Here is a 17,616-nt window from a genome sequence, read left to right as displayed (position 1 = left end):
GCCGGCCTGGGCTGTTTTTTTGCATGGAAGCTTTCCTCGTCTCCACCGGTATCGTCGGCCTTGCCGAAATGGGTGACAAAACCCAGCTGCTTGCGCTGGTGCTGGCCGCGCGCTATCAAAAACCCTGGCCCATCGTTTTCGGCATCCTGGTGGCCACGTTGGTCAACCATGCGATGGCTGGCGCACTTGGCGCCTGGGCGACCACCTTTCTCGGTCCTCAAATCCTGCGCTGGATTCTGGGGGTTTCCTTTATCGCCATGGCGGTGTGGATGCTGATTCCGGACAAGCTCGATGAAGAAGACCTTGACAGGAAGCCGCCCCGCTTCGGCGTGTTTGCCACCACGCTGCTGGTATTTTTTCTGGCTGAAATGGGCGACAAGACGCAAATCGCGACGGTGATGCTGGCCGCACGCTATGAGGCTTACTACTTCTGGGTCGTGGCCGGCACCACGCTGGGCATGATGCTGGCCAATGCGCCGGTGGTCTGGCTCGGCAGCCGCTTCATGCACCTGATTCCGCTGCGCGTGGTGCATGTCGTGTCGGCACTGGTTTTTGCCGCGCTGGGCGGGCTGGCGCTGCTGATGCCGGCCTAAGGGTCTGCCGGATGTCCGGATTGCTATACTGATAAAGCGCCGATTTGCTCAGCTTGCGGGCGCTTAAAAAGTACGGCTAAAGACGATTCTCCCCCTCAACCCGGACTCGCCTTGGCGATGCCGGGTTTTCTTTTTTTATGCCTCGTCTGGCTGTTTTTCCTGTCCTGATCTTGAGTCTGTTTTACCGTGGATCCAACTACAGTGCCTATTGCCCCTCTACTTGTCGCCACGCCGGAATCGATGCATTTTGCCGAGGCCTTGCCCTTGCGCAGCGGTGCCTCGATTCGTGCCTACGACCTGAGTTATGAAACCTATGGCCAGCTCAATGCCGACAAGTCCAATGCGGTGCTGGTCTGTCATGCGCTGAACGCCTCGCACCATGTGGCGGGCGTCTACCTGGACGAAGCCGGGCAGGTCACGAAAAAGTCCGAAGGCTGGTGGGACACCATGATCGGCCCCGGCAAGCCGGTGGACACCGACCGGTTTTTTGTCATTGGCGTGAACAACCTGGGCTCGTGCTTCGGCTCCACCGGACCGATGCAGACCCACCCGGACACGGGCGAGGTGTACGGCGCCGATTTTCCGGTCGTCACGGTGCAGGACTGGGTCAACTCCCAGGCCCGGTTGCTTGATGTGCTCGGCATCCAGACGCTGGCCGCCGTCATGGGTGGCAGCCTGGGCGGCATGCAGGCACTGGCCTGGACACTGCAGTACCCCGAGCGCGTGCGCCATGCGGTGGTGGTGGCCAGCGCACCCAACCTGACGGCCGAAAACATTGCCTTCAACGAAGTTGCGCGCCGCGCCATCGTCACCGACCCCGACTTTCACGGCGGGCACTTCTACCGGCACGGCGTACTGCCCAAGCGCGGCCTGCGCATCGCCCGCATGATCGGCCACATCACCTATTTGAGCGACGACGTGATGAACGCGAAGTTTGGACGACAGTTACGAGCCCCCACGCTCCCCGCTGCGCGTGGTTCGCTGCCCCCCGAGGGGGCCGCTGCGCCTGCGAACCGGCAAAGCCGGATTCGCGGCCCTGGCTTGGACGGACTGCCAGCCGCTTTGGCCAACGCTGCGCCCTACCGCTACACCACCCAGGACGTCGAGTTTGAAATTGAAAGCTATCTACGCCACCAGGGCGACAAGTTCGCCGAATACTTTGACGCCAACACTTATTTGCTGATCACCCGGGCACTCGACTATTTCGACCCGGGGGCTGAATTCGGCGGCGATCTGAGCCGTGCCCTGGCCAACGCCAGCGCCAAATTTCTGCTGGTGAGCTTCACCACCGACTGGCGATTTTCCCCGGCGCGCAGCCGCGAAATCGTCAAGGCCCTGCTCGACAACCAGATCGATGTGAGTTACGCCGAGATCGACGCGCCGCACGGGCATGATGCCTTTTTGCTCGATGACGCACGCTACATGGGCGTAGTGCGCTCTTATTTCGAAAGCAAGGTGGCCGCATGACCGGAACCACGCAAACCGGCTCTCCGCTGTCACCGGACCAGTTGTCGATTGCCCGACTGGTGCCCAAGGAGTCCCGTGTGCTCGACCTGGGCTGCGGCACCGGCGCGCTGCTCGACTACCTGATCAAAGTGCGCGGCTGCTCGGGTTATGGCGTCGAGATTGACGACGCCAACGTGCAGGCTTGCGTGGCGCGTGGCGTCAACGTGATCCAGTTCAACCTTGAAGAAGGGCTGGCGCTGTTTGGCGACGCTTCGTTCGACGTGGTGCTGCAGATCGACACGCTGCAGCATCTGCGCAACGCCGAAGTCATGCTGCGCGAAACGGCCCGCGTGGGGCGCATCGGCATCGTTGCCTTCCCCAACTTTGGCCACTGGCCGAACCGGCTGGCCGTTCTGCGTGGCCGCATGCCTGTGACCAAGGTGCTGCCCTACCAGTGGTACGACACGCCCAATATCCGCGTCGGCACACTGCGTGACTTTGCCGCGCTGGCCCGTCAAAACCAGTTGCAGATTCTGGATTCCTTCGGCCTGCAGGACGGCCAGGAAATCCGCTTTTGGCCCAACGCACGCGCCAGCCGGGCGGTGTTCAAGCTGCAGCGCGCTTGAACACCGCCCGGTGCATTAAATAAATCAAGACGACACATGAACCATTCCACGGCTAAAAAGCCATCTCCCGTTTCCTTCGCCGAAGCCTTTCGCTTCTGGCTGCAACTCGGCTTCATCAGTTTTGGCGGCCCGGCCGGACAGATCGCCATCATGCACCGCGAGCTGGTGGAAAAGCGCCGCTGGGTGTCTGAAAAGCGCTTTTTGCACGCGCTCAACTTTTGCATGGTGCTGCCCGGCCCCGAGGCGCAGCAGCTGGCCACCTACCTGGGCTGGCTGATGCACCGGACCTGGGGCGGCGTGGTGGCGGGCAGCCTGTTTTTCCTGCCGTCGCTGGTGCTGCTGATTGCCTTGAGCTGGGTTTACATGGCGTTTGGCGAGCAGCCGCTGGTGGCGGGGATTTTCTATGGCATCAAGCCGGCGGTGGCGGCAATTGTGTTGCACGCGCTGCACCGCATTGCCACAAAATCATTAGGAAATCCAATGTTTTCGCCCGTCCCATGGGCGATAACAGCTATGAGTTTTATAGCAATCTGGGCGTTGAAGCTGCCTTTTCCGCTGGTCGTTCTGAGCGCGATGCTGACCGGCGCCGTGCTGGCGCGCATTGCCCCGGGCAGCCTGGCGCACGGCAAAGGCCATGCGTCGGCCAACCCCGCCCTGCGCGAGACTGCCCTGATTGATGACGACACGCCCACGCCACCCCATGCGCTGTTCAGCCTGTCGCGTCTGGCCATGGTGTTGCTGGCGGGCGCGGCGCTCTGGCTGCTGCCGATGGCCGCGCTGTTTTTGACCTACGGCTGGAGCGACACGCTGACGCAGATCGGCTGGTTTTTCACCAAGGCCGCGCTGCTGACGTTTGGCGGGGCCTACGCCGTGCTGCCTTACGTCAACCAGATGGCGGTCGAGCATTACCAGTGGCTGAGCACGGCGCAAATGATGGACGGTCTTGCCTTGGGCGAAACCACGCCCGGCCCGCTCATCATGGTGGTGGCGTTTGTCGGCTTTGTTGGCGGCTGGGCCAAGCAGGTGCTGGGGCCGGAGGCTTTGTTTCTGGGCGCTGCAGTGGCCGCCTGCGTGGCGACCTGGTTCACCTTTTTACCGTCCTTCATCTTCATCCTGGCGGGCGGGCCGTGGGTCGAATCAACCCGTGACAACCTCAAACTGACTGCACCGCTGGCGGCCGTGACGGCCGCCGTGGTCGGGGTGATTGCCAATCTTGCTCTGTTTTTCATAGCTGCTGTCGCTTATCCCGTAAGCGCAGGCAGCGGTTTTGATGAAAAACCTGACGCCGTGGCGCTGACGCTGGTCGCGCTGGCGGCGCTGGCCTTGTGGCGGCTCAAGTGGGGGGTGATTTCGGTGATTGCCGCTTCGGCCGCTGCCGGCCTTGCGCTGCGGCTGCTGGGCTGGGCTTGACCACGGCGGCGCCGGCCTCAAGCCTGCCGTGCGCTGCCGGCGCTTTCAGCGTAATCAGCGTAATCAGCGTAATCATCGCTATCGGCCAGCGGTATGCTCAAGACCATGAACGCCGCCCCTGAAAGTCCCCGCGCTGCCTCGGCGCGCCGCTTCGCCAGCCGACTGCTGGAGCGACTGTTCGGTCACTGGGTCCACTGGGTCACGCCGACCACGCTGCGCGCCGATGCCATGGCCGGCCTGCTGGGCGCGGTGCTGGTGCTGCCGCAGGGCATTGCGTTTGCCACGCTGGCCGGGCTGCCTCCCGAATATGGCCTGTACACGGCGGTGGTGCCGTGCATCATTGCCGCGCTGTTTGGCTCCAGCTGGCATGTCATGTCGGGGCCGACCAACGCCAATTCACTGGCACTGTTTGCCATGCTGTCGCCGCTGGCCCTGGCTTTCAGCCCGTCCTACATTCAACTGGCGCTGGCCGTGACCGTGATGGTGGGTGTGCTGCAGTGGCTGATTGGCGCACTGCGGCTGGGCATGCTGGCCAATTTCATTTCGCCGTCCGTGCTGTTCGGTTTCACCTCCGGTGCGGCATTGCTGATTGGCGTGCATGCCTTGCCCGATTTTTTGGGGATTGCCGCCTCGCCCGAACACGGTGCGGGCGCGGTGCTGGCGCATGTGTTCACGCAACTCCTGTCTGCCAAACCTGCTGCACTGGCCGTGGCCGCCATCACGCTGGCGGCTGCGCTGGGACTGCGCCGCTACCGCCGCAACTGGCCCTACATGCTGATCGGGCTGGTGGTGGCGACGGCGCTGGCGTGGGTGTGGACTCGCTTTCTGGGCGGCGGCGCAACACCGGCTTCGGCACTGCGCCTGATCGGGCAAATCGCCACGCCATGGCCGCGTTTCGAGCTGCCGCACATCAGCTGGGCGCAGGCGTCGGACCTGGTCGGCCTGGCGTTTGCACTGACCATCGTGGCGCTGGGGCAAGCGATTTCGATTGCCAAGACCGTGGCGATGCACTCGGGCCAGCGCATCGATGCCAACCGCGAGTTCAGAGGGCAGGGGCTGTCGAACATCATCGGCGGGTTTTTTTCCAGCTATGTGTCCTGCGGCTCGATGAACCGCTCCATGCCGAATCTGCAAGCCGGTGCCCGAACACCGCTGGCGTCGGTGTTCTCGGCGCTGCTGCTGCTGGCGCTGGTGGCGGTCAGCTCGCAATTGCTGGCGCAAATTCCGATGGCCGCGTTGTCGGCGCTGCTGCTGCTGGTGGCGGTGAGCCTGCTGGACTTTGCGCGCTGGCGCCAGCTGTTCAGCCTGAGTCGCACCGATTTTGGCGTGGCCCTGGCCACCATGGTCGCCACCGTCACCATCCGGCTTGAAATGGCCATTTTGCTCGGCATGCTGCTGTCGCTGATGTCGTTTCTGTACCGCACCTCACGGCCCGCGATGCGCAGCATGGGCTTTGACAGCCGCGGACCAGACCGGCAGTTGGTGGTGATTGACGATGCGCCGCAATCATTCGAAGACGCCAGGGCAGCGCCTTCATCTGGGGGCAGCGCAGAGCATGTCGTGGCAAGCGTGGGGGCAACGGCCGCCAGCGCCGGGCAGCCCCAAGCCAGGCCAGCCCCCTCGGGGGGCAGCGCAGCACACGAAGTGGCAAGCGTGGGGGGAACGGCCGCCAGCGCCGGGCCGCCCCAAGCCAGGCCAGCCCCCTCGGGGGGCAGCGCAGCACACGAAGTGGCAAGCGTGGGGGCAACGGCCGCCAGCGCCGGGCCGCCCCAAGCCAGGCCAGCCCCCTCGGGGGGCAGCGCAGCACACGAAGTGGCAAGCGTGGGGGCAACGGCCGCCAGCGCCGGGCCGCCCCAAGCCAGGCCAGCCCCCTCGGGGGGCAGCGCAGCACACGAAGTGGCAAGCGTGGGGGCCACATTCCTCCCGGAGTGCCCGCAACTCAAGCTGCTGCGCATGGAGGGCGAGGTGTATTTCGGCGCGACCCAGCATGTTGCCGACATCCTGCACGCCCTGCGCAGTCAGCCGAATCCGCAAAAGCACCTGCTGGTGATGGCCAAGAGCATGAACTTCATTGACCTGGCGGGTGCTGAACTGTGGGAGTCCGAACTGGCCGCGCGCCGGGCCATGGGCGGCAACCTGTACTTTCACCGGCCGCGCCCGGAGGTGATCAGCATGTGGCGCAAGACCGGCTTTACCAACGTGCTGGGATGGGAGCACCAGTTCTCAGACAAATTCACAGCCATTTCCACCATTTTCAGCAAGCTCGACCCGGACATCTGCCGGCATTGCAGTGCCCGGATTTTCGAGGAATGCAAGACGGCTGCGGGCGCTGACGATCCCGCGAATCAGCCTGCGCGCTGAAGGCTCTGCTCAAAGCAAACGGCCTGCCTGGTCATTCCAGCGCAGTTTGACACCGGAATGTCCCAGCCGCCGGGTTACGCGCAAGCACCGGACTGTCCGCGCATCCGCGTCATGGCGGGCGTGCTGGCGAGTGAGAAGCCTGTCGCGCCAAGCCACCATTTCAAACATCAACCCGCGCGGCGAAACGTGAGGTTGATGCGCTGGCGCCCCGCGCGCGGGTGGTCGCCGTCGGCCAGCGGTGACACACCGTGAAACGCCAGCCGCGATGCGCCCCCCCACACCGCCACGTCTGCGTGCACCATCCGCCAGCGGGCAGGGTGGTCGCTGCGCTGCAAACCGCCAAACAAAAAAACCGCCGGCAGTCCCAGCGACACCGAGACGATGGGCGCGCCCGGGTCGCTTTCGTCGCGGTCCTGGTGCAGCGACATGCGCGCGCCCGGTTCGTAGCGGTTGATCAGGCAGGCGTCGGGCGCGAAGCCTTCATAACCCGCCTCAGCCGCTGCCCGCGTCGCCAGGTCGGCAAAACAGGCGGGCATGGACGGCCAGGGCTGGCCCGAGAGCGGGTCGGCGCTGCTGTAACGGTAGCCCGTGCGGTCGGAAACCCAGCCCAGTGCGCCGCAGTTGCTCATTGCGACCGACATGACGTGTCCGCCCGGCGTCAAAAGATGGCGCAAGGGCGCGACCGCGATGATCTGCTGCACGGCCTGAAGCAGCGCTTCAGCCTGGTCCAAGGCAAAACCCCGCAGCAGAAAAGCGCCTGGTGCGATGGATTCGGGCGCGGTGTAGTGCGTTAGCGGTTCATCGAAAAGGCTGCGGGTCAAAAATCGCCTCTATTTCTGACTGATTTCATGATGAAAAGTGCCATTTGCGCAATGGACATAAGCTTAAGCTGCTATTAAAAATATAGTTGAGTAAAGCCTGGCCATAAATTTCCAGGCAAGCGTGTCATGGCGCTTTCGTGTGGCGGCTTCGCTGTCCAGCCGCTACTTTAATGAAACTTGGATTCTTGACTTGAGCAGTTCGGCTATCAGGTCTTCAATGTTTTTCCTTGCCGCGCCTTCGTTTGCTAATTTAAGTCGTTCGCTCCCAACAAACGCATCACCCATTTTTGCGGTGTACGGCGTCGGAATCGAGCGCAAGAAAATCTCTCTTCCTGAGCTTCGCTCAATAAGTGAATAGCTGACCGTTGCGGTGACCGTCATGTTGAAACCAACCATCGGCTGATCAAGACCCGTCTAGTCAGCCGTTGGCTGGTAAGGACCATAGCGGCCAACAGGGCTGAGCAGTCCAGTAGTCCGCAGAGAGTTCTCCAGCGCGCGCTGGAAATCTGAACTATCAACCTGAGAGGTCCACATTGGACTGGTTTCCTTGCCACCAGTGACATCCGTTACGGAAAGGCTGTTTTCAAGTTTAGTGTCTGCAGGCGCTGGTCGGATGCGGCGCTGAAGCGGATTGACATACGCATGGGCGACGTGCGTGGCGTTGACCCGACGCGCCTTGGGGTCTGCGAGCCGCGCTGCGCAGGGCAGCGCTGCACCATCGAGAACACCCAGGGTCTGGTGCGTCAATATCCGGCGCGTTGGCCGGGTGTTTCAGGGTCCGACGACCATGCCGCCGACCTGCACCATGGCTTGTCGCAAATCCGCATCCAGCGTCGCCAGGGGGAGGCCTTCACGCAAGGCCAATTCGAGATAAGCGGCATCGTAAGACGATAGCTTGAAGCGCCGCGCCAGTTGCAGGGTATCGCCCAAAGCCCTTGAGGCTGTGCTTGGGTCTGCGGTGATGGCCATTTCTCCCAGCAAACCCACGAAGGCGCTGGCGCGCGCCTCCGACACCAAACCCTTGGCCTGGGCTTTGACAAGTACGTTGGCAACTTCCAGAGACCAGATACCGGGGACTACCGCTTCGCCAGTGTCCTGCGTCAACAGTTCCAATACGTGGGCAGCGTAAGCCAGCCGTTCGTCGCTGCCATCCTTGAACAACCATCGCATGACCACCGAGTTGTCCAGTACAAACCGCATCAGTCGCGGCCAGCCTCAAGCAACGCTTTGATGTCAACAGTTTGAAGCGGGGGGGCCTCATGCATCAAGGTTTGCATGCGCGCCGCAGCCAGTGTGCCCAAACGGCGGGCGCTGGTGCCCGCAGGCACCAGGTCCGCCACGGGCTCTCCTCGCTGGGTGATGGTGAAGCCCTGCCCATCGCGCACCCGGCGCAACAAATCCGCCAAATGCGTTTTAGTTTCGTAGGAACCTATGGATTGAAGCTGCATGAGATGGCCTGCGATTGATATAGACCAGATTGTAGACCAGTTGCGAAAAATGGCATGGGCTGCTGATGGCTTGTGATGCATTGCCGCCTCGGCCTTGAAAAAGTCCACGCTCTTTTTGCGCATAAATGGACTTTTTTTTCATCAGTAAGCCGTTCCAAAAAAGCGAATGCTGCTTTCGCGCCAGGACATCACGTCCGCCAAACAGTATTTCCAGGTGCGCGGAAATGACGGATCAACCACGCTGGGCATTGGCCATAATTTAAGAAAAATAGGCGTTATCCCCAATCAGGGAAAGTGCAAGAAGCTACTCAATAAATAGCAAAAAGCCACACGCCTATCCCGCCAAGCCGCTCAAAATCGGGCAGTCTGGCCGGTTGTTCCCGGCGCAGCAATGCGCCAGTTCCGCCAGCGTCTGCCGCATCGCTTCCATTTCGGCGATGCGCCGCTCCAGGTCGGCGACATGGGCCAGTGCGATGCGTTTCACGTCGGCGCTGGCCCGCTGCTGGTTTTGCCAGAGCTTGAGCAACTCGGCAATTTCCAGCATGCTGAAGCCCAGCGTCCGGGCGCGGCGGATAAAGCGCAGGGTATGGACTTCCTTGTCGCCGTACTGCCGATAGCCGGCATCGGTGCGGTGCACGGCAGGCAGCAGGCCCAGCGATTCGTAGTGCCGGACCATCTTGGCCGACACGCCCGACTGGCTGGCGGCCTGGCCGATGTTGAACGGGCCTGCGATCACAGAAGTTACGGATTTTTCGGGGCTTTTAAGGGCAGTTGTCATTGCGAGCTTCCTTTCCAGCGCCGCAGCAGCAGCGCATTCATCACCACGCTAAAGCTGCTAAAAGCCATCGCCGCGCCGGCAATCACCGGACTGAGCATTCCAAACGCCGCCAGCGGAATGCCGACCGCGTTGTAGAAAAACGCCCAGAACAGGTTTTGCCGGATCTTGGCATAGGTGCGGCGTGAGATGTCGATGGCGTCGGCCACCAGCGCCGGGTTGCCGCGCATCAAGGTGATGCCGGCGGCCTGCATCGCCACGTCGGTGCCGGTGGACATGGCAATGCCGACATCGGCGGCGGCCAGCGCGGGCGCGTCGTTGATGCCGTCGCCGACCATCGCCACGTGGCCGCCGCTGTCCTTCACCTGGTCTTTCAGCTGGCCAATGATGTCGGCCTTGTTTTCAGGCAAGACCTGGAAATGCACGATGTCGATGCCGAGTTGCTTCGCCACCGCTTCGGCGCTGCCCCGGTTGTCGCCGGTGACCAGCGCGGTCTGGATGCCGAGTGCGTGCAGGCTGGCGACGGCGGTGGCGCTGCTGGCCTTGACGGTGTCGCCAAAGGCCAGCAGCGCCAGCAGCTCGGGCACGCCAGTCAGATCGGCCAGATAAGACACGGTGCGGCCTTCAGCCTCCAGCGCCTCGGCGCGCGCGGCGAAGGCGCCAAGGTCCACGCCCAGCTCCTGCATGAAGCGTGGGCTGCCCAAGCGCAGTTCATGGCCTTCGACCACCGCTGACATGCCGCGTCCGGCCACTGCGCGGACCTTGGAGGCCGCCGGCACACTGCGTTCTTCCTGCACAGCCAGTTGCGTGACCGCTTTCGCCAGCGGATGCTCGCTGCCCGCCTGGATGGCGGCGGCCCAGCCCAGGGCCTCATCGCGCGACATTCCGGCGGGCTCCAGGGCGACCAGTTCAGGCTTGCCCTCGGTCAGCGTGCCGGTCTTGTCGAAAGCGACGATTTTTACCTGGTGCGCCACTTCCAGCGCTTCGGCGTCCTTGATCAAAATACCGTGCCGCGCCGCCACGCCGGTGCCGGCCATGATGGCGGTCGGCGTTGCCAGCCCGAGCGCGCACGGGCAGGCAATCACCAGCACCGCGACGGCGTTCAGGATGGCCGTTTCCCAGTTGCCCGTTGCCAGCCCCCAGCCGAGCAGCGTGAGCGCTGCAATGCCGATGACCACGGGCACAAACACGGCGCTGACCTGATCGACCAGCCGCTGGATCGGCGCTTTTTTGGCCTGCGCCGACTCGACCATCCGAACAATGCGCGCCAGCGTTGATTCAGCGCCGATGGCGGTGGTGCGCACGATGATTAAGCCTTCGGCATTGACCGCGCCACCCGTGACGTGGTCGCCGGCCTGCTTGCTGACCGGCAGGCTTTCGCCGGTGATCAGCGACTCGTCCACTTCCGTCATGCCTTCGATGATTTCGCCATCGACCGCGATGCGTTCGCCCGGCCGTACGACGACCTGATCGCCGACCCTGACCTTGTTGATCGGCACATCCGTGTCCACACCATCCCGGCGGAGCCGCGCGGTTTCAGGCCGCAGCGCATTGAGCGCCCGGATGGCTTCGGTGGTCTGGCGCTTGGCGCGCGCTTCCATCCATTTGCCCAGCAGCACCAGCGTGATGACGACGGCCGACGCTTCGAAGTAAAGATGCGGCATGCCGTCAGCGCCCTGCGTGAGCAGCAGGTAAACGCTCAACCCGTAGGCCGCTGATGTGCCCACTGCCACCAGCAAGTCCATGTTGCCCGCGCCGGCGCGCACGGCTTTCCAGCCGGCCTTGTAAAAACGCGCCCCCAGCCAGAACTGCACCGGCGTGGCCAGCAGCCACTGAACCCAGGGGTCGAGCATCCACGACTGGCCAAACAGCATGCCGACCATCGGCAGCGCCAGTGGCGCCGACAGCGCGGCGGCCACGGCAATCGGCCACCAGGGCGCGCCGGACGGTGTGGCCGGGCTGGCGCCGCTGGCGGCATCGGCATTCGCCTCTGCCCGGTAGCCGGCTTTTTCCACCGCCGCTATGAGTTGCGGCAGCGCGGCCGCGTCATCCGTCAGGGTGACTTCAGCAGTTTCCGTCGCCAAATTGACTTCGGCCGACAGCACGCCGGGCACCTGCCTCAAGGCTTTTTCGACCCGCCCCGCGCACGATGCGCAGGTCATGTCGCCAATCTTCAAGCGTACCGACGCCTCGCCCAGCGCGGCACCTGCCGTGCTGCCCACGGCATAACCGGCTTTTTCCACCGCCGCCTTCAATATGTCCAGCGTGACTTCGCGATCCGCCTTGACGCTGGCTTGCTCGGTGGCGAAATTGACGCTGGCTTCCTCGACGCCCGGCGTGGCGGCCAGGGCTTTTTCAACCCGGGCCACGCACGACCCGCAGGTCATGCCTTCCACGGGAAAGCGCCATTCCTTCAAAGTGGATGCAATGGCCAGCGGGGCTGGCAGGGTGTGGCTGACGCTCATGCGTGTCTCCTGAAAATATGACGATAGGGCAAGTCTGAACCTTCCTATCATGGCAGGGTCAAGCATTGGTCGATATTAATCCTGAAGGATTTCAGGATTTGCACAAAACCCGTTGACTTTGCCACCGTGGGAAGGTTCAGACTGCAGCCTGGGAATCTGGCGAAGCACTGCATTGGCAGGCGTCATTTCCCCAAAGGCGCGAAAAACAGCGTCCCCAGTTCTTTTTAACTTTTACTTCCCAAGGAAATCCCATGGAATTCAATGTTCCCGACATGAGCTGCGGCCACTGCGCCGGTGTCATCACCCAGACCGTCAAGCAACTCGATGCTGGCGCGACAGTCCACATCGACCTTCCGGCGAAAAAAGTCACCGTTGAAACCACCCAGGACCCGCAAACCGTGGCCGCTGCCTTGACCAGCGCGGGATATCCGCCGAACTGATGGCTGCTGCAGGGGGGCGCAAATGATTGCAGGCCATTTGAGCAGGCCTCTATAGAATCGTCCTTCCTTTCACTTTCGTCAGTGCCTGTGTCCGACCGTTCTGCTGTTTTGCCCCAATACCTGTTGCCCAAACAGGCGCTCACCCACTTCGCCGGTTTTGTTGCGTCGCGTGAGCGCGGCTGGGTGACGACCGAGATCATTCGCCGCTTTGTCGCCAAGTACCGGGTGAACATGGACGAGGCGCTCGATTCGGACATCAGCACTTACCGCACCTTCAACGAATTCTTCACCCGCGCCCTGAAGCCCGGTGCGCGGCCGATTGCGCAGGCCGAGCTGGTTTGTCCGGTCGATGGCGCCATCAGCCAGTTCGGCCCGATTGCGGGCAACCAGATCTTCCAGGCCAAGGGCCACCACTATTCGACCACTGCGCTGGTCGGCGGCGATGCGGCGCTGGCGGCGCACTATGACAACGGCAGCTTTGCCACGATTTACCTCAGTCCCCGGGACTACCACCGCATCCACATGCCGTGCGAAGGCCGCCTGAGCCGCATGATTTACGTGCCGGGCGAATTGTTCTCGGTCAACCCGGTCACGGCGCGCGGCGTGCCGGGGCTGTTTGCGCGCAATGAACGCGTGGTCTGCGTGTTCGAGTCGGCGCGCGGGCCGTTCGTGCTGGTGCTGGTCGGCGCGACGATTGTCGGCAGCATGGCAACGGTGTGGCACGGTGTGGTGAATCCCCCGCGCGGCAAGGTGGTGCGCGAATGGCTGTATCCGGCGTCCGGCCAGCCTGAAGTGATGCTCCAGCAGGGCGAGGAAATGGGCCGGTTTCTGCTGGGCTCGACGGTGGTTTTGCTGTTCCCCAAGGGGCCGTTGCGCTTCAACCCTGACTGGGCGCCGGGCGGCGCGGTGCGGCTGGGCGAGGCGATGGCCCACTGCGCCTGAAAAACTGCCAGCAGTTCATCAAAAAAGCCCCTGGACGTCACTGCCAGAGGCTTTTTTAGTTCAGTTTCAAGCCGGCTTGCAGCCAGCTTTCAGATCAAAACTTGTGACGCACGCCAACGGCGACGGCCGAGTTCTTGTAAGTCTCAGCGCCGGCCGCATTCTTTGCCTTGGTGTCCATCCAGCCAGCATACAAGGTCGTGCGCTTGGACAGGTCATACACACCCACCAGGCTGTAGCCCGAGCCGTTCTTGCCATCCGTGCCGGCAATTTCGCCATCGCCCTTGGCGTAGCCGAATGCCACGCTGGCAGCTTTGCTGAAGGGGACGGTCACGCCGACCTGGTATTGCTTGTCTTTCGCGTTCGTTGCGTCGGCCTTGGCCGTGTTGTAACCGGCCGTGAGCTTGGCAAGCCCGAAGTCATACGAACCGGCAATCAGCGTGTACTTGGTGCTTGTGGTGCCCGTTGAGGCTGCAGTCGTCGCAGCGGTTTGTGTTTTTTGCTCCTGGTAAGCCACGCCCACCAGCAGCGGGCCCGAGGCGTACTTCGCATGCAGGCTGACGGTTTGTCCGGCATCCACACTGACGTTATTAAGACCCAGTCCCTTGTTTTCGCCAAAGTTCACCGCCACCGCACCGCTGAAGCCGCTGTAGTTGGCCGAGGTGAAGGCGATGGAGTTGCTCAGGCGAGATTCGTAGGCAGCCACTTCGCTGTAGTTTTTGTCTTTGCCCCAGACGATGTCCGTGGCGGTCAACGCTTTGGAGTCGTAGGTGTTGTTGGTGCTGGAACGCAGTGCGTCGTAAGGCGTGGCCTGACGGCCCATGGTCACGGCACCGAAAGCGCCCGACAGGCCCACGGTGGCGACACGGTCGAAGACAGAGCCAGCCGTTTTCTGCTCGCCGGTGTCCATCTTCATGCCGCCTTCCAGCACGAAATTGGCTTTTAAACCGCCGCCCAGGTCTTCAGCGCCTTTGAAGCCCCAGCGCGAACTGCTCAGACCGTCGGAATCGACCACCGTTTGCTTGAGTTGCTTGCCGGGTGCGCCTTTTTCCGTCTGGCCAAAAAACAGGTCGGCCACGCCATACAGGGTGACAGAAGATTGAGCAGAAGCAACACCTGCAAAAGACAGCACCGCCAGCGTAATGAGAGACTTTTTCATTGGGAATTTCTATAAAAGTGTGGTCACAGGACTTCGTAGCCCCTACTTCCCGCGTCTTGCGGGAAAGTGTTACCCATTTAACAAAAACTTAATGACAAATCAGTGAAAACCCGTGTCCGCTTATTGTGGGCATGTGTAGTTGAACCGGATCAATGGATCGCGGCTTTGCCCGGCGTCAGATTCGATGCATTGCTTGATGCCGGCTGGCGCACCGCTGGCCGACGGCGTAAAGTAGCGGCTTCACAGCTTTGTGCTGAGCTGCTACTTCGGAGTCCCCGCCATGAATGCCCCCCTGCACCGCGAAATTCCCGCCCATATCCTCAACGCTGCCCAGGCCCTGTCCCAGGTCACCACCCAGTGGGACGAGGACATCGTTCGGCAGCTGACCGACTACATCGCCATTCCTGCCAAGTCACCCACCTTCGACCCCGACTGGGAGAAGCATGGCCACATCGACACCGTGATGCGCCATGCTGCCACCTGGGTGGAAGCGCAAAAGGTCGAAGGCTTGACACTCGAAATCGTCCGGCTCGAAGGCCGCACACCGGTGCTGTTTTTTGAAATCCCGGCGACGCGTGCCGGCTCCACGCAGACCGTGCTGATGTACGGCCACCTCGACAAGCAGCCCGAATTCACCGGCTGGCGCAACGACCTGAGCCCATGGAAAGCCACCTATGAAGATGGCAGGCTCTACGGCCGGGGCGGCGCCGACGACGGCTATGCGGTGTATGCCAGCATCGCCGCCGTGCAGGCGCTGAAAAGCCAGAACGTGCCGCACCCGCGCATCGTCGGTCTGATTGAAACCTGCGAGGAAAGCGGCTCCTACGACCTGCTGCCGTATGTGAATGCGCTCAAGGACCGTCTCGGCGAGGTCGCGCTGGTGGTCTGTCTGGATTCGGGCGCCGGCAACTACGACCAGCTCTGGCTGACCACCAGCCTGCGCGGCAATGCGGCCGGCGTGCTCAAGGTCGAGGTGCTGACCGAAGGCGTGCATTCCGGTGACGCCAGCGGCCTGGTGCCGTCCAGCTTTCGCATCATGCGCCACGTGCTTGACCGGCTGGAAGACAGCGCCACCGGCCGCCTGCTGCCGCAAAGCTTTCACTGTGAAGTGCCTGCCGACCGGCTGGTTCAGGCGCAGGCCACGGCGGCTATTTTGGGCGACGAAATCTACAAGCGCTTTCCGTGGGCGCATTACGACTGCGAAGGGGCCGCCGCCTTTGCGCTGCCGACCACCACCGACCCCGTCGAGGCATTGCTGAACCGCACCTGGCGCCCGACGCTCAGCGTGACCGGCGCCGAGGGCTTTCCGTCCTTTCGCGACGCCGGCAACGTGCTGCGGCCTTACACCGCCTTCAAGCTGTCATTGCGCTTTCCGCCGCTGGTCGATGCCGGCGTGGCGGTGCAGGAACTGAAAAAGCTGCTCGAAGACAACGCGCCCTACCAGGCGAAAGTCACGTTTGAAAGCAACGGCGGCGCCACCGGCTGGAATGCGCCCAGCACCGCGCCGTGGTTTGAAACTGCCTTGAACGCCGCATCGCAGAACTTCTTTGGCGCGCCCTGCGGCACGATTGGCCAGGGCGGCACGATTCCGCTGATGGGTATGCTGAGCAAAGGGTTCCCGAAAGCGCAGATGATGGTCTGTGGCGTGCTCGGCCCCAAGAGCAATGCCCACGGACCCAATGAATTTTTGCATGTGCCGTATGCCAAGAAGCTGACGGCGGCGGTGGCGCAGGTGATGGCCAGCGTGCCGGGCTGAGGCAGGGGCCAGGCTGAAACAGGCCCTGGTTCTTCTTTGGCTGTCATTGCGGACCTGATCCGCAATCCATGCCACCGCCCCCCAGCTGAATCGGCCAACGTCTGGCGTTTTAAAAACGCCTTGACGGCGCGCCAATGGATCCCGGGTCAGGCCCGGGATGACAGCGATGACAGTGATGTCATCGCTTCATGCCTCAAGCCTGGCGCAGCCGGCGCTGCTGCAGCCCCAGCCAGCCCAGCGCCAGCCCGGTCAGCCCGAGCGGCAGCAGCGAGCCGATATTCAGCAGCGTCCAGCCCTGCGTCGTCACCAGCACGCCCGACGCCAGTGACGACACCGCCAGCACCACGAACACGCAGAAATTCAGCGCGCCTTGCGCCTTGTCTTTTTCTTCCGGCCGGTAGGCCGTCAGGGCCAGCGTGGTGGCGCCGGTGAACAGGAAGTTCCAGCCCAAACCCAGCAAAAACAGCGCCGCCACAAACTGCTGGAACTCGACGCCTGACAGCGCGATCAGCACGCAGGCGATGTTCAGCGCCAAGCCGGTCGCCATGATGGGCAGCGTGCCGTAGCGCTTGATCAGGTGGCCGGTGAAAAAGCCTGGCGCGAACATGCCGATCACATGCCATTCCAGCACCCAGGCCACGTCGGAAAACGGCAGGCCGCAGACCTGCATGGCAATCGGCGTGGCGGCCATCAGGAGGTTCATCACGCCGTAGCCCAACGCGCCGGCGGCGGCTGCGACGATGAACACCGGCTGGCGCATGATGACGCCCAGCGGCCGGCCGCCGCCGCTGGCATGTTTCAGCGGTGGCGCTGGAAAGTCGATGAAGGCCAGCAAGGCCATCGCCAGCAGTGCCACGCCCGCCAGCGCTAGATAGGCGCCGGCAAACGGCACCTCGGTCAGGCTGCGCGTGCCGGCCGCCAGGTTGGGCCCGGCCACCGCACCGATCAGGCCGCCGGCCATGACCAGCGAAATCGCCTTTTCGCGAAATGCCGGCAGCGCCAGTTCGGCAGCGGCGAAGCGGTAGAGCTGCGCATTGGCGTTGTAGTAGCCCGCCACCAGCGTGGCTGCCACCAGCAGCCAGAAGTTGCGGCTGTAGGCCGCGTAGCAGCACAGCAGGGCCGACGCCAGGCCCACCAGCAACCCGAGCTGGAACGAGGTTTTGCGGCCGAAGCGGCGCTGGGTGTGCGCCACCAGCCCGGTCGACAGCGCGCCGCCGACCACATACGCCATCACCGGCAGCGTGGCCATCCAGCCCAGAGGCGCCAGACTCAAGCCGACCAGGCCGTTGATGGCGATGAAGGTGACGTTGTTGGTCAGGAACAAGCCCTGGCAAATTGTCAGCAGCCAGAGGTTGCGGTTCATGTTTTCAGTCCAGA

Annotated in this window: 16 protein-coding genes; 8 read left to right on the top strand and 8 right to left on the bottom strand. The window is 62.9% G+C overall.

Features of this window, described 5'->3' with window-relative positions; genetic code table 11:
• Positions 1 to 23 precede the first annotated feature (23 nt).
• From IWX87_RS05700 to IWX87_RS19580, 5 genes are all read left to right on the top strand, one after another.
• Positions 24 to 593, top strand: coding sequence for a TMEM165/GDT1 family protein (locus IWX87_RS05700; RefSeq protein ID WP_196862550.1), 570 nt, complete (start codon positions 24 to 26; stop codon positions 591 to 593).
• Between the two features lie 240 nt (positions 594 to 833).
• Complete coding sequence (locus tag IWX87_RS05695; RefSeq protein WP_196862679.1) at positions 834 to 2,060, top strand: homoserine O-acetyltransferase; 1,227 nt, start codon at positions 834 to 836, stop codon at positions 2,058 to 2,060.
• A complete protein-coding gene (gene metW / locus IWX87_RS05690; protein WP_196862549.1) occupies positions 2,057 to 2,665 on the top strand; it encodes a methionine biosynthesis protein MetW in 609 nt (202 codons plus the stop codon). Before IWX87_RS05695 ends, metW begins: the two co-directional genes overlap by 4 nt.
• A gap of 36 nt (positions 2,666 to 2,701) precedes the next feature.
• Entirely contained in the window at positions 2,702 to 4,075 is a 1,374-nt protein-coding gene (gene chrA / locus IWX87_RS05685; protein WP_196862548.1) for a chromate efflux transporter, read from the top strand.
• A 105-nt stretch (positions 4,076 to 4,180) separates the two neighbouring features.
• The gene (locus tag IWX87_RS19580; RefSeq protein WP_255532124.1) at positions 4,181 to 6,436 is read left to right on the top strand and encodes a SulP family inorganic anion transporter; all 2,256 of its coding nucleotides are present in this window, start codon (positions 4,181 to 4,183) and stop codon (positions 6,434 to 6,436) included.
• Between the two features lie 167 nt (positions 6,437 to 6,603).
• Here IWX87_RS19580 and alkB read toward each other — a convergent pair whose 3' ends face one another.
• The 6 genes from alkB to IWX87_RS05645 form a co-directional block, all read right to left on the bottom strand.
• Positions 6,604 to 7,257 carry a DNA oxidative demethylase AlkB gene (alkB, locus tag IWX87_RS05670; RefSeq protein WP_196862547.1) on the bottom strand — a complete coding sequence of 218 codons (654 nt, stop codon included), beginning with the start codon at positions 7,255 to 7,257 and terminating at the stop codon, positions 6,604 to 6,606.
• 162 nt (positions 7,258 to 7,419) lie between these two features.
• Positions 7,420 to 7,638: a hypothetical protein gene (locus IWX87_RS05665; protein WP_196862546.1), complete on the bottom strand. Its 219-nt coding sequence runs from the start codon at positions 7,636 to 7,638 to the stop codon at positions 7,420 to 7,422.
• 390 nt (positions 7,639 to 8,028) lie between these two features.
• Positions 8,029 to 8,457: a type II toxin-antitoxin system VapC family toxin gene (locus tag IWX87_RS05660; RefSeq protein WP_196862545.1), complete on the bottom strand. Its 429-nt coding sequence runs from the start codon at positions 8,455 to 8,457 to the stop codon at positions 8,029 to 8,031.
• On the bottom strand, positions 8,457 to 8,828 hold the full coding sequence (locus IWX87_RS05655) for a type II toxin-antitoxin system Phd/YefM family antitoxin (protein ID WP_196862544.1): 372 nt from the start codon (positions 8,826 to 8,828) through the stop codon (positions 8,457 to 8,459). Before IWX87_RS05655 ends, IWX87_RS05660 begins: the two co-directional genes overlap by 1 nt.
• A 211-nt stretch (positions 8,829 to 9,039) precedes the next feature.
• Positions 9,040 to 9,483: a Cu(I)-responsive transcriptional regulator gene (gene cueR / locus IWX87_RS05650; RefSeq protein WP_196862543.1), complete on the bottom strand. Its 444-nt coding sequence runs from the start codon at positions 9,481 to 9,483 to the stop codon at positions 9,040 to 9,042.
• Positions 9,480 to 11,945, bottom strand: a complete 2,466-nt coding sequence (locus tag IWX87_RS05645) for a heavy metal translocating P-type ATPase (RefSeq protein WP_196862542.1) — start codon at positions 11,943 to 11,945, stop codon at positions 9,480 to 9,482. Before IWX87_RS05645 ends, cueR begins: the two co-directional genes overlap by 4 nt.
• Before the next feature lie 251 nt (positions 11,946 to 12,196).
• On the opposite strand from IWX87_RS05645, the gene IWX87_RS05640 reads away from it, so the two are divergent.
• Both IWX87_RS05640 and asd read left to right on the top strand, forming a co-directional pair.
• Positions 12,197 to 12,385, top strand: a complete 189-nt coding sequence (locus IWX87_RS05640; RefSeq protein ID WP_196862541.1) for a heavy-metal-associated domain-containing protein — start codon at positions 12,197 to 12,199, stop codon at positions 12,383 to 12,385.
• An 87-nt stretch (positions 12,386 to 12,472) separates the two neighbouring features.
• A complete protein-coding gene (asd, locus tag IWX87_RS05635) occupies positions 12,473 to 13,327 on the top strand; it encodes an archaetidylserine decarboxylase (protein ID WP_196862540.1) in 855 nt (284 codons plus the stop codon).
• 94 nt (positions 13,328 to 13,421) lie between these two features.
• Here the strand turns inward: asd and IWX87_RS05630 are convergent, their stop codons facing one another.
• Entirely contained in the window at positions 13,422 to 14,483 is a 1,062-nt protein-coding gene (locus IWX87_RS05630) for a porin (RefSeq protein WP_196862539.1), read from the bottom strand.
• A gap of 280 nt (positions 14,484 to 14,763) precedes the next feature.
• Between IWX87_RS05630 and IWX87_RS05625 the strand changes: the two genes are divergently transcribed.
• Entirely contained in the window at positions 14,764 to 16,239 is a 1,476-nt protein-coding gene (locus IWX87_RS05625; RefSeq protein WP_196862538.1) for a M20 family metallopeptidase, read from the top strand.
• A gap of 193 nt (positions 16,240 to 16,432) precedes the next feature.
• Here IWX87_RS05625 and IWX87_RS05620 read toward each other — a convergent pair whose 3' ends face one another.
• Complete coding sequence (locus IWX87_RS05620; RefSeq protein ID WP_196862537.1) at positions 16,433 to 17,602, bottom strand: MFS transporter; 1,170 nt, start codon at positions 17,600 to 17,602, stop codon at positions 16,433 to 16,435.
• Positions 17,603 to 17,616: the final 14 nt, after the last annotated feature.

The sequence above is a fragment of the Polaromonas sp. CG_9.7 genome, assembly GCF_015752205.1.
Taxonomy (GTDB): domain Bacteria; phylum Pseudomonadota; class Gammaproteobacteria; order Burkholderiales; family Burkholderiaceae_C; genus Polaromonas.
Note: the sequence above shows the minus strand (reverse complement) of the source record. Positions and strands in the feature narration are given on the sequence as shown.

Coding starts and splice junctions, on each gene's coding strand:
- IWX87_RS05700 (WP_196862550.1), top strand. CDS start 24: ATGGAAGCTTTCCTCGTCTCCACCGGTATCGTCGGCCTTGCCGAAATG.
- IWX87_RS05630 (WP_196862539.1), bottom strand. CDS start 14,483: ATGAAAAAGTCTCTCATTACGCTGGCGGTGCTGTCTTTTGCAGGTGTT.
- IWX87_RS05655 (WP_196862544.1), bottom strand. CDS start 8,828: ATGCGCAAAAAGAGCGTGGACTTTTTCAAGGCCGAGGCGGCAATGCAT.
- chrA (WP_196862548.1), top strand. CDS start 2,702: ATGAACCATTCCACGGCTAAAAAGCCATCTCCCGTTTCCTTCGCCGAA.
- IWX87_RS19580 (WP_255532124.1), top strand. CDS start 4,181: ATGAACGCCGCCCCTGAAAGTCCCCGCGCTGCCTCGGCGCGCCGCTTC.
- IWX87_RS05665 (WP_196862546.1), bottom strand. CDS start 7,638: ATGACGGTCACCGCAACGGTCAGCTATTCACTTATTGAGCGAAGCTCA.
- IWX87_RS05640 (WP_196862541.1), top strand. CDS start 12,197: ATGGAATTCAATGTTCCCGACATGAGCTGCGGCCACTGCGCCGGTGTC.
- cueR (WP_196862543.1), bottom strand. CDS start 9,483: ATGACAACTGCCCTTAAAAGCCCCGAAAAATCCGTAACTTCTGTGATC.
- IWX87_RS05660 (WP_196862545.1), bottom strand. CDS start 8,457: ATGCGGTTTGTACTGGACAACTCGGTGGTCATGCGATGGTTGTTCAAG.
- metW (WP_196862549.1), top strand. CDS start 2,057: ATGACCGGAACCACGCAAACCGGCTCTCCGCTGTCACCGGACCAGTTG.
- IWX87_RS05695 (WP_196862679.1), top strand. CDS start 834: ATGCATTTTGCCGAGGCCTTGCCCTTGCGCAGCGGTGCCTCGATTCGT.
- IWX87_RS05620 (WP_196862537.1), bottom strand. CDS start 17,602: ATGAACCGCAACCTCTGGCTGCTGACAATTTGCCAGGGCTTGTTCCTG.
- IWX87_RS05625 (WP_196862538.1), top strand. CDS start 14,764: ATGAATGCCCCCCTGCACCGCGAAATTCCCGCCCATATCCTCAACGCT.
- IWX87_RS05645 (WP_196862542.1), bottom strand. CDS start 11,945: ATGAGCGTCAGCCACACCCTGCCAGCCCCGCTGGCCATTGCATCCACT.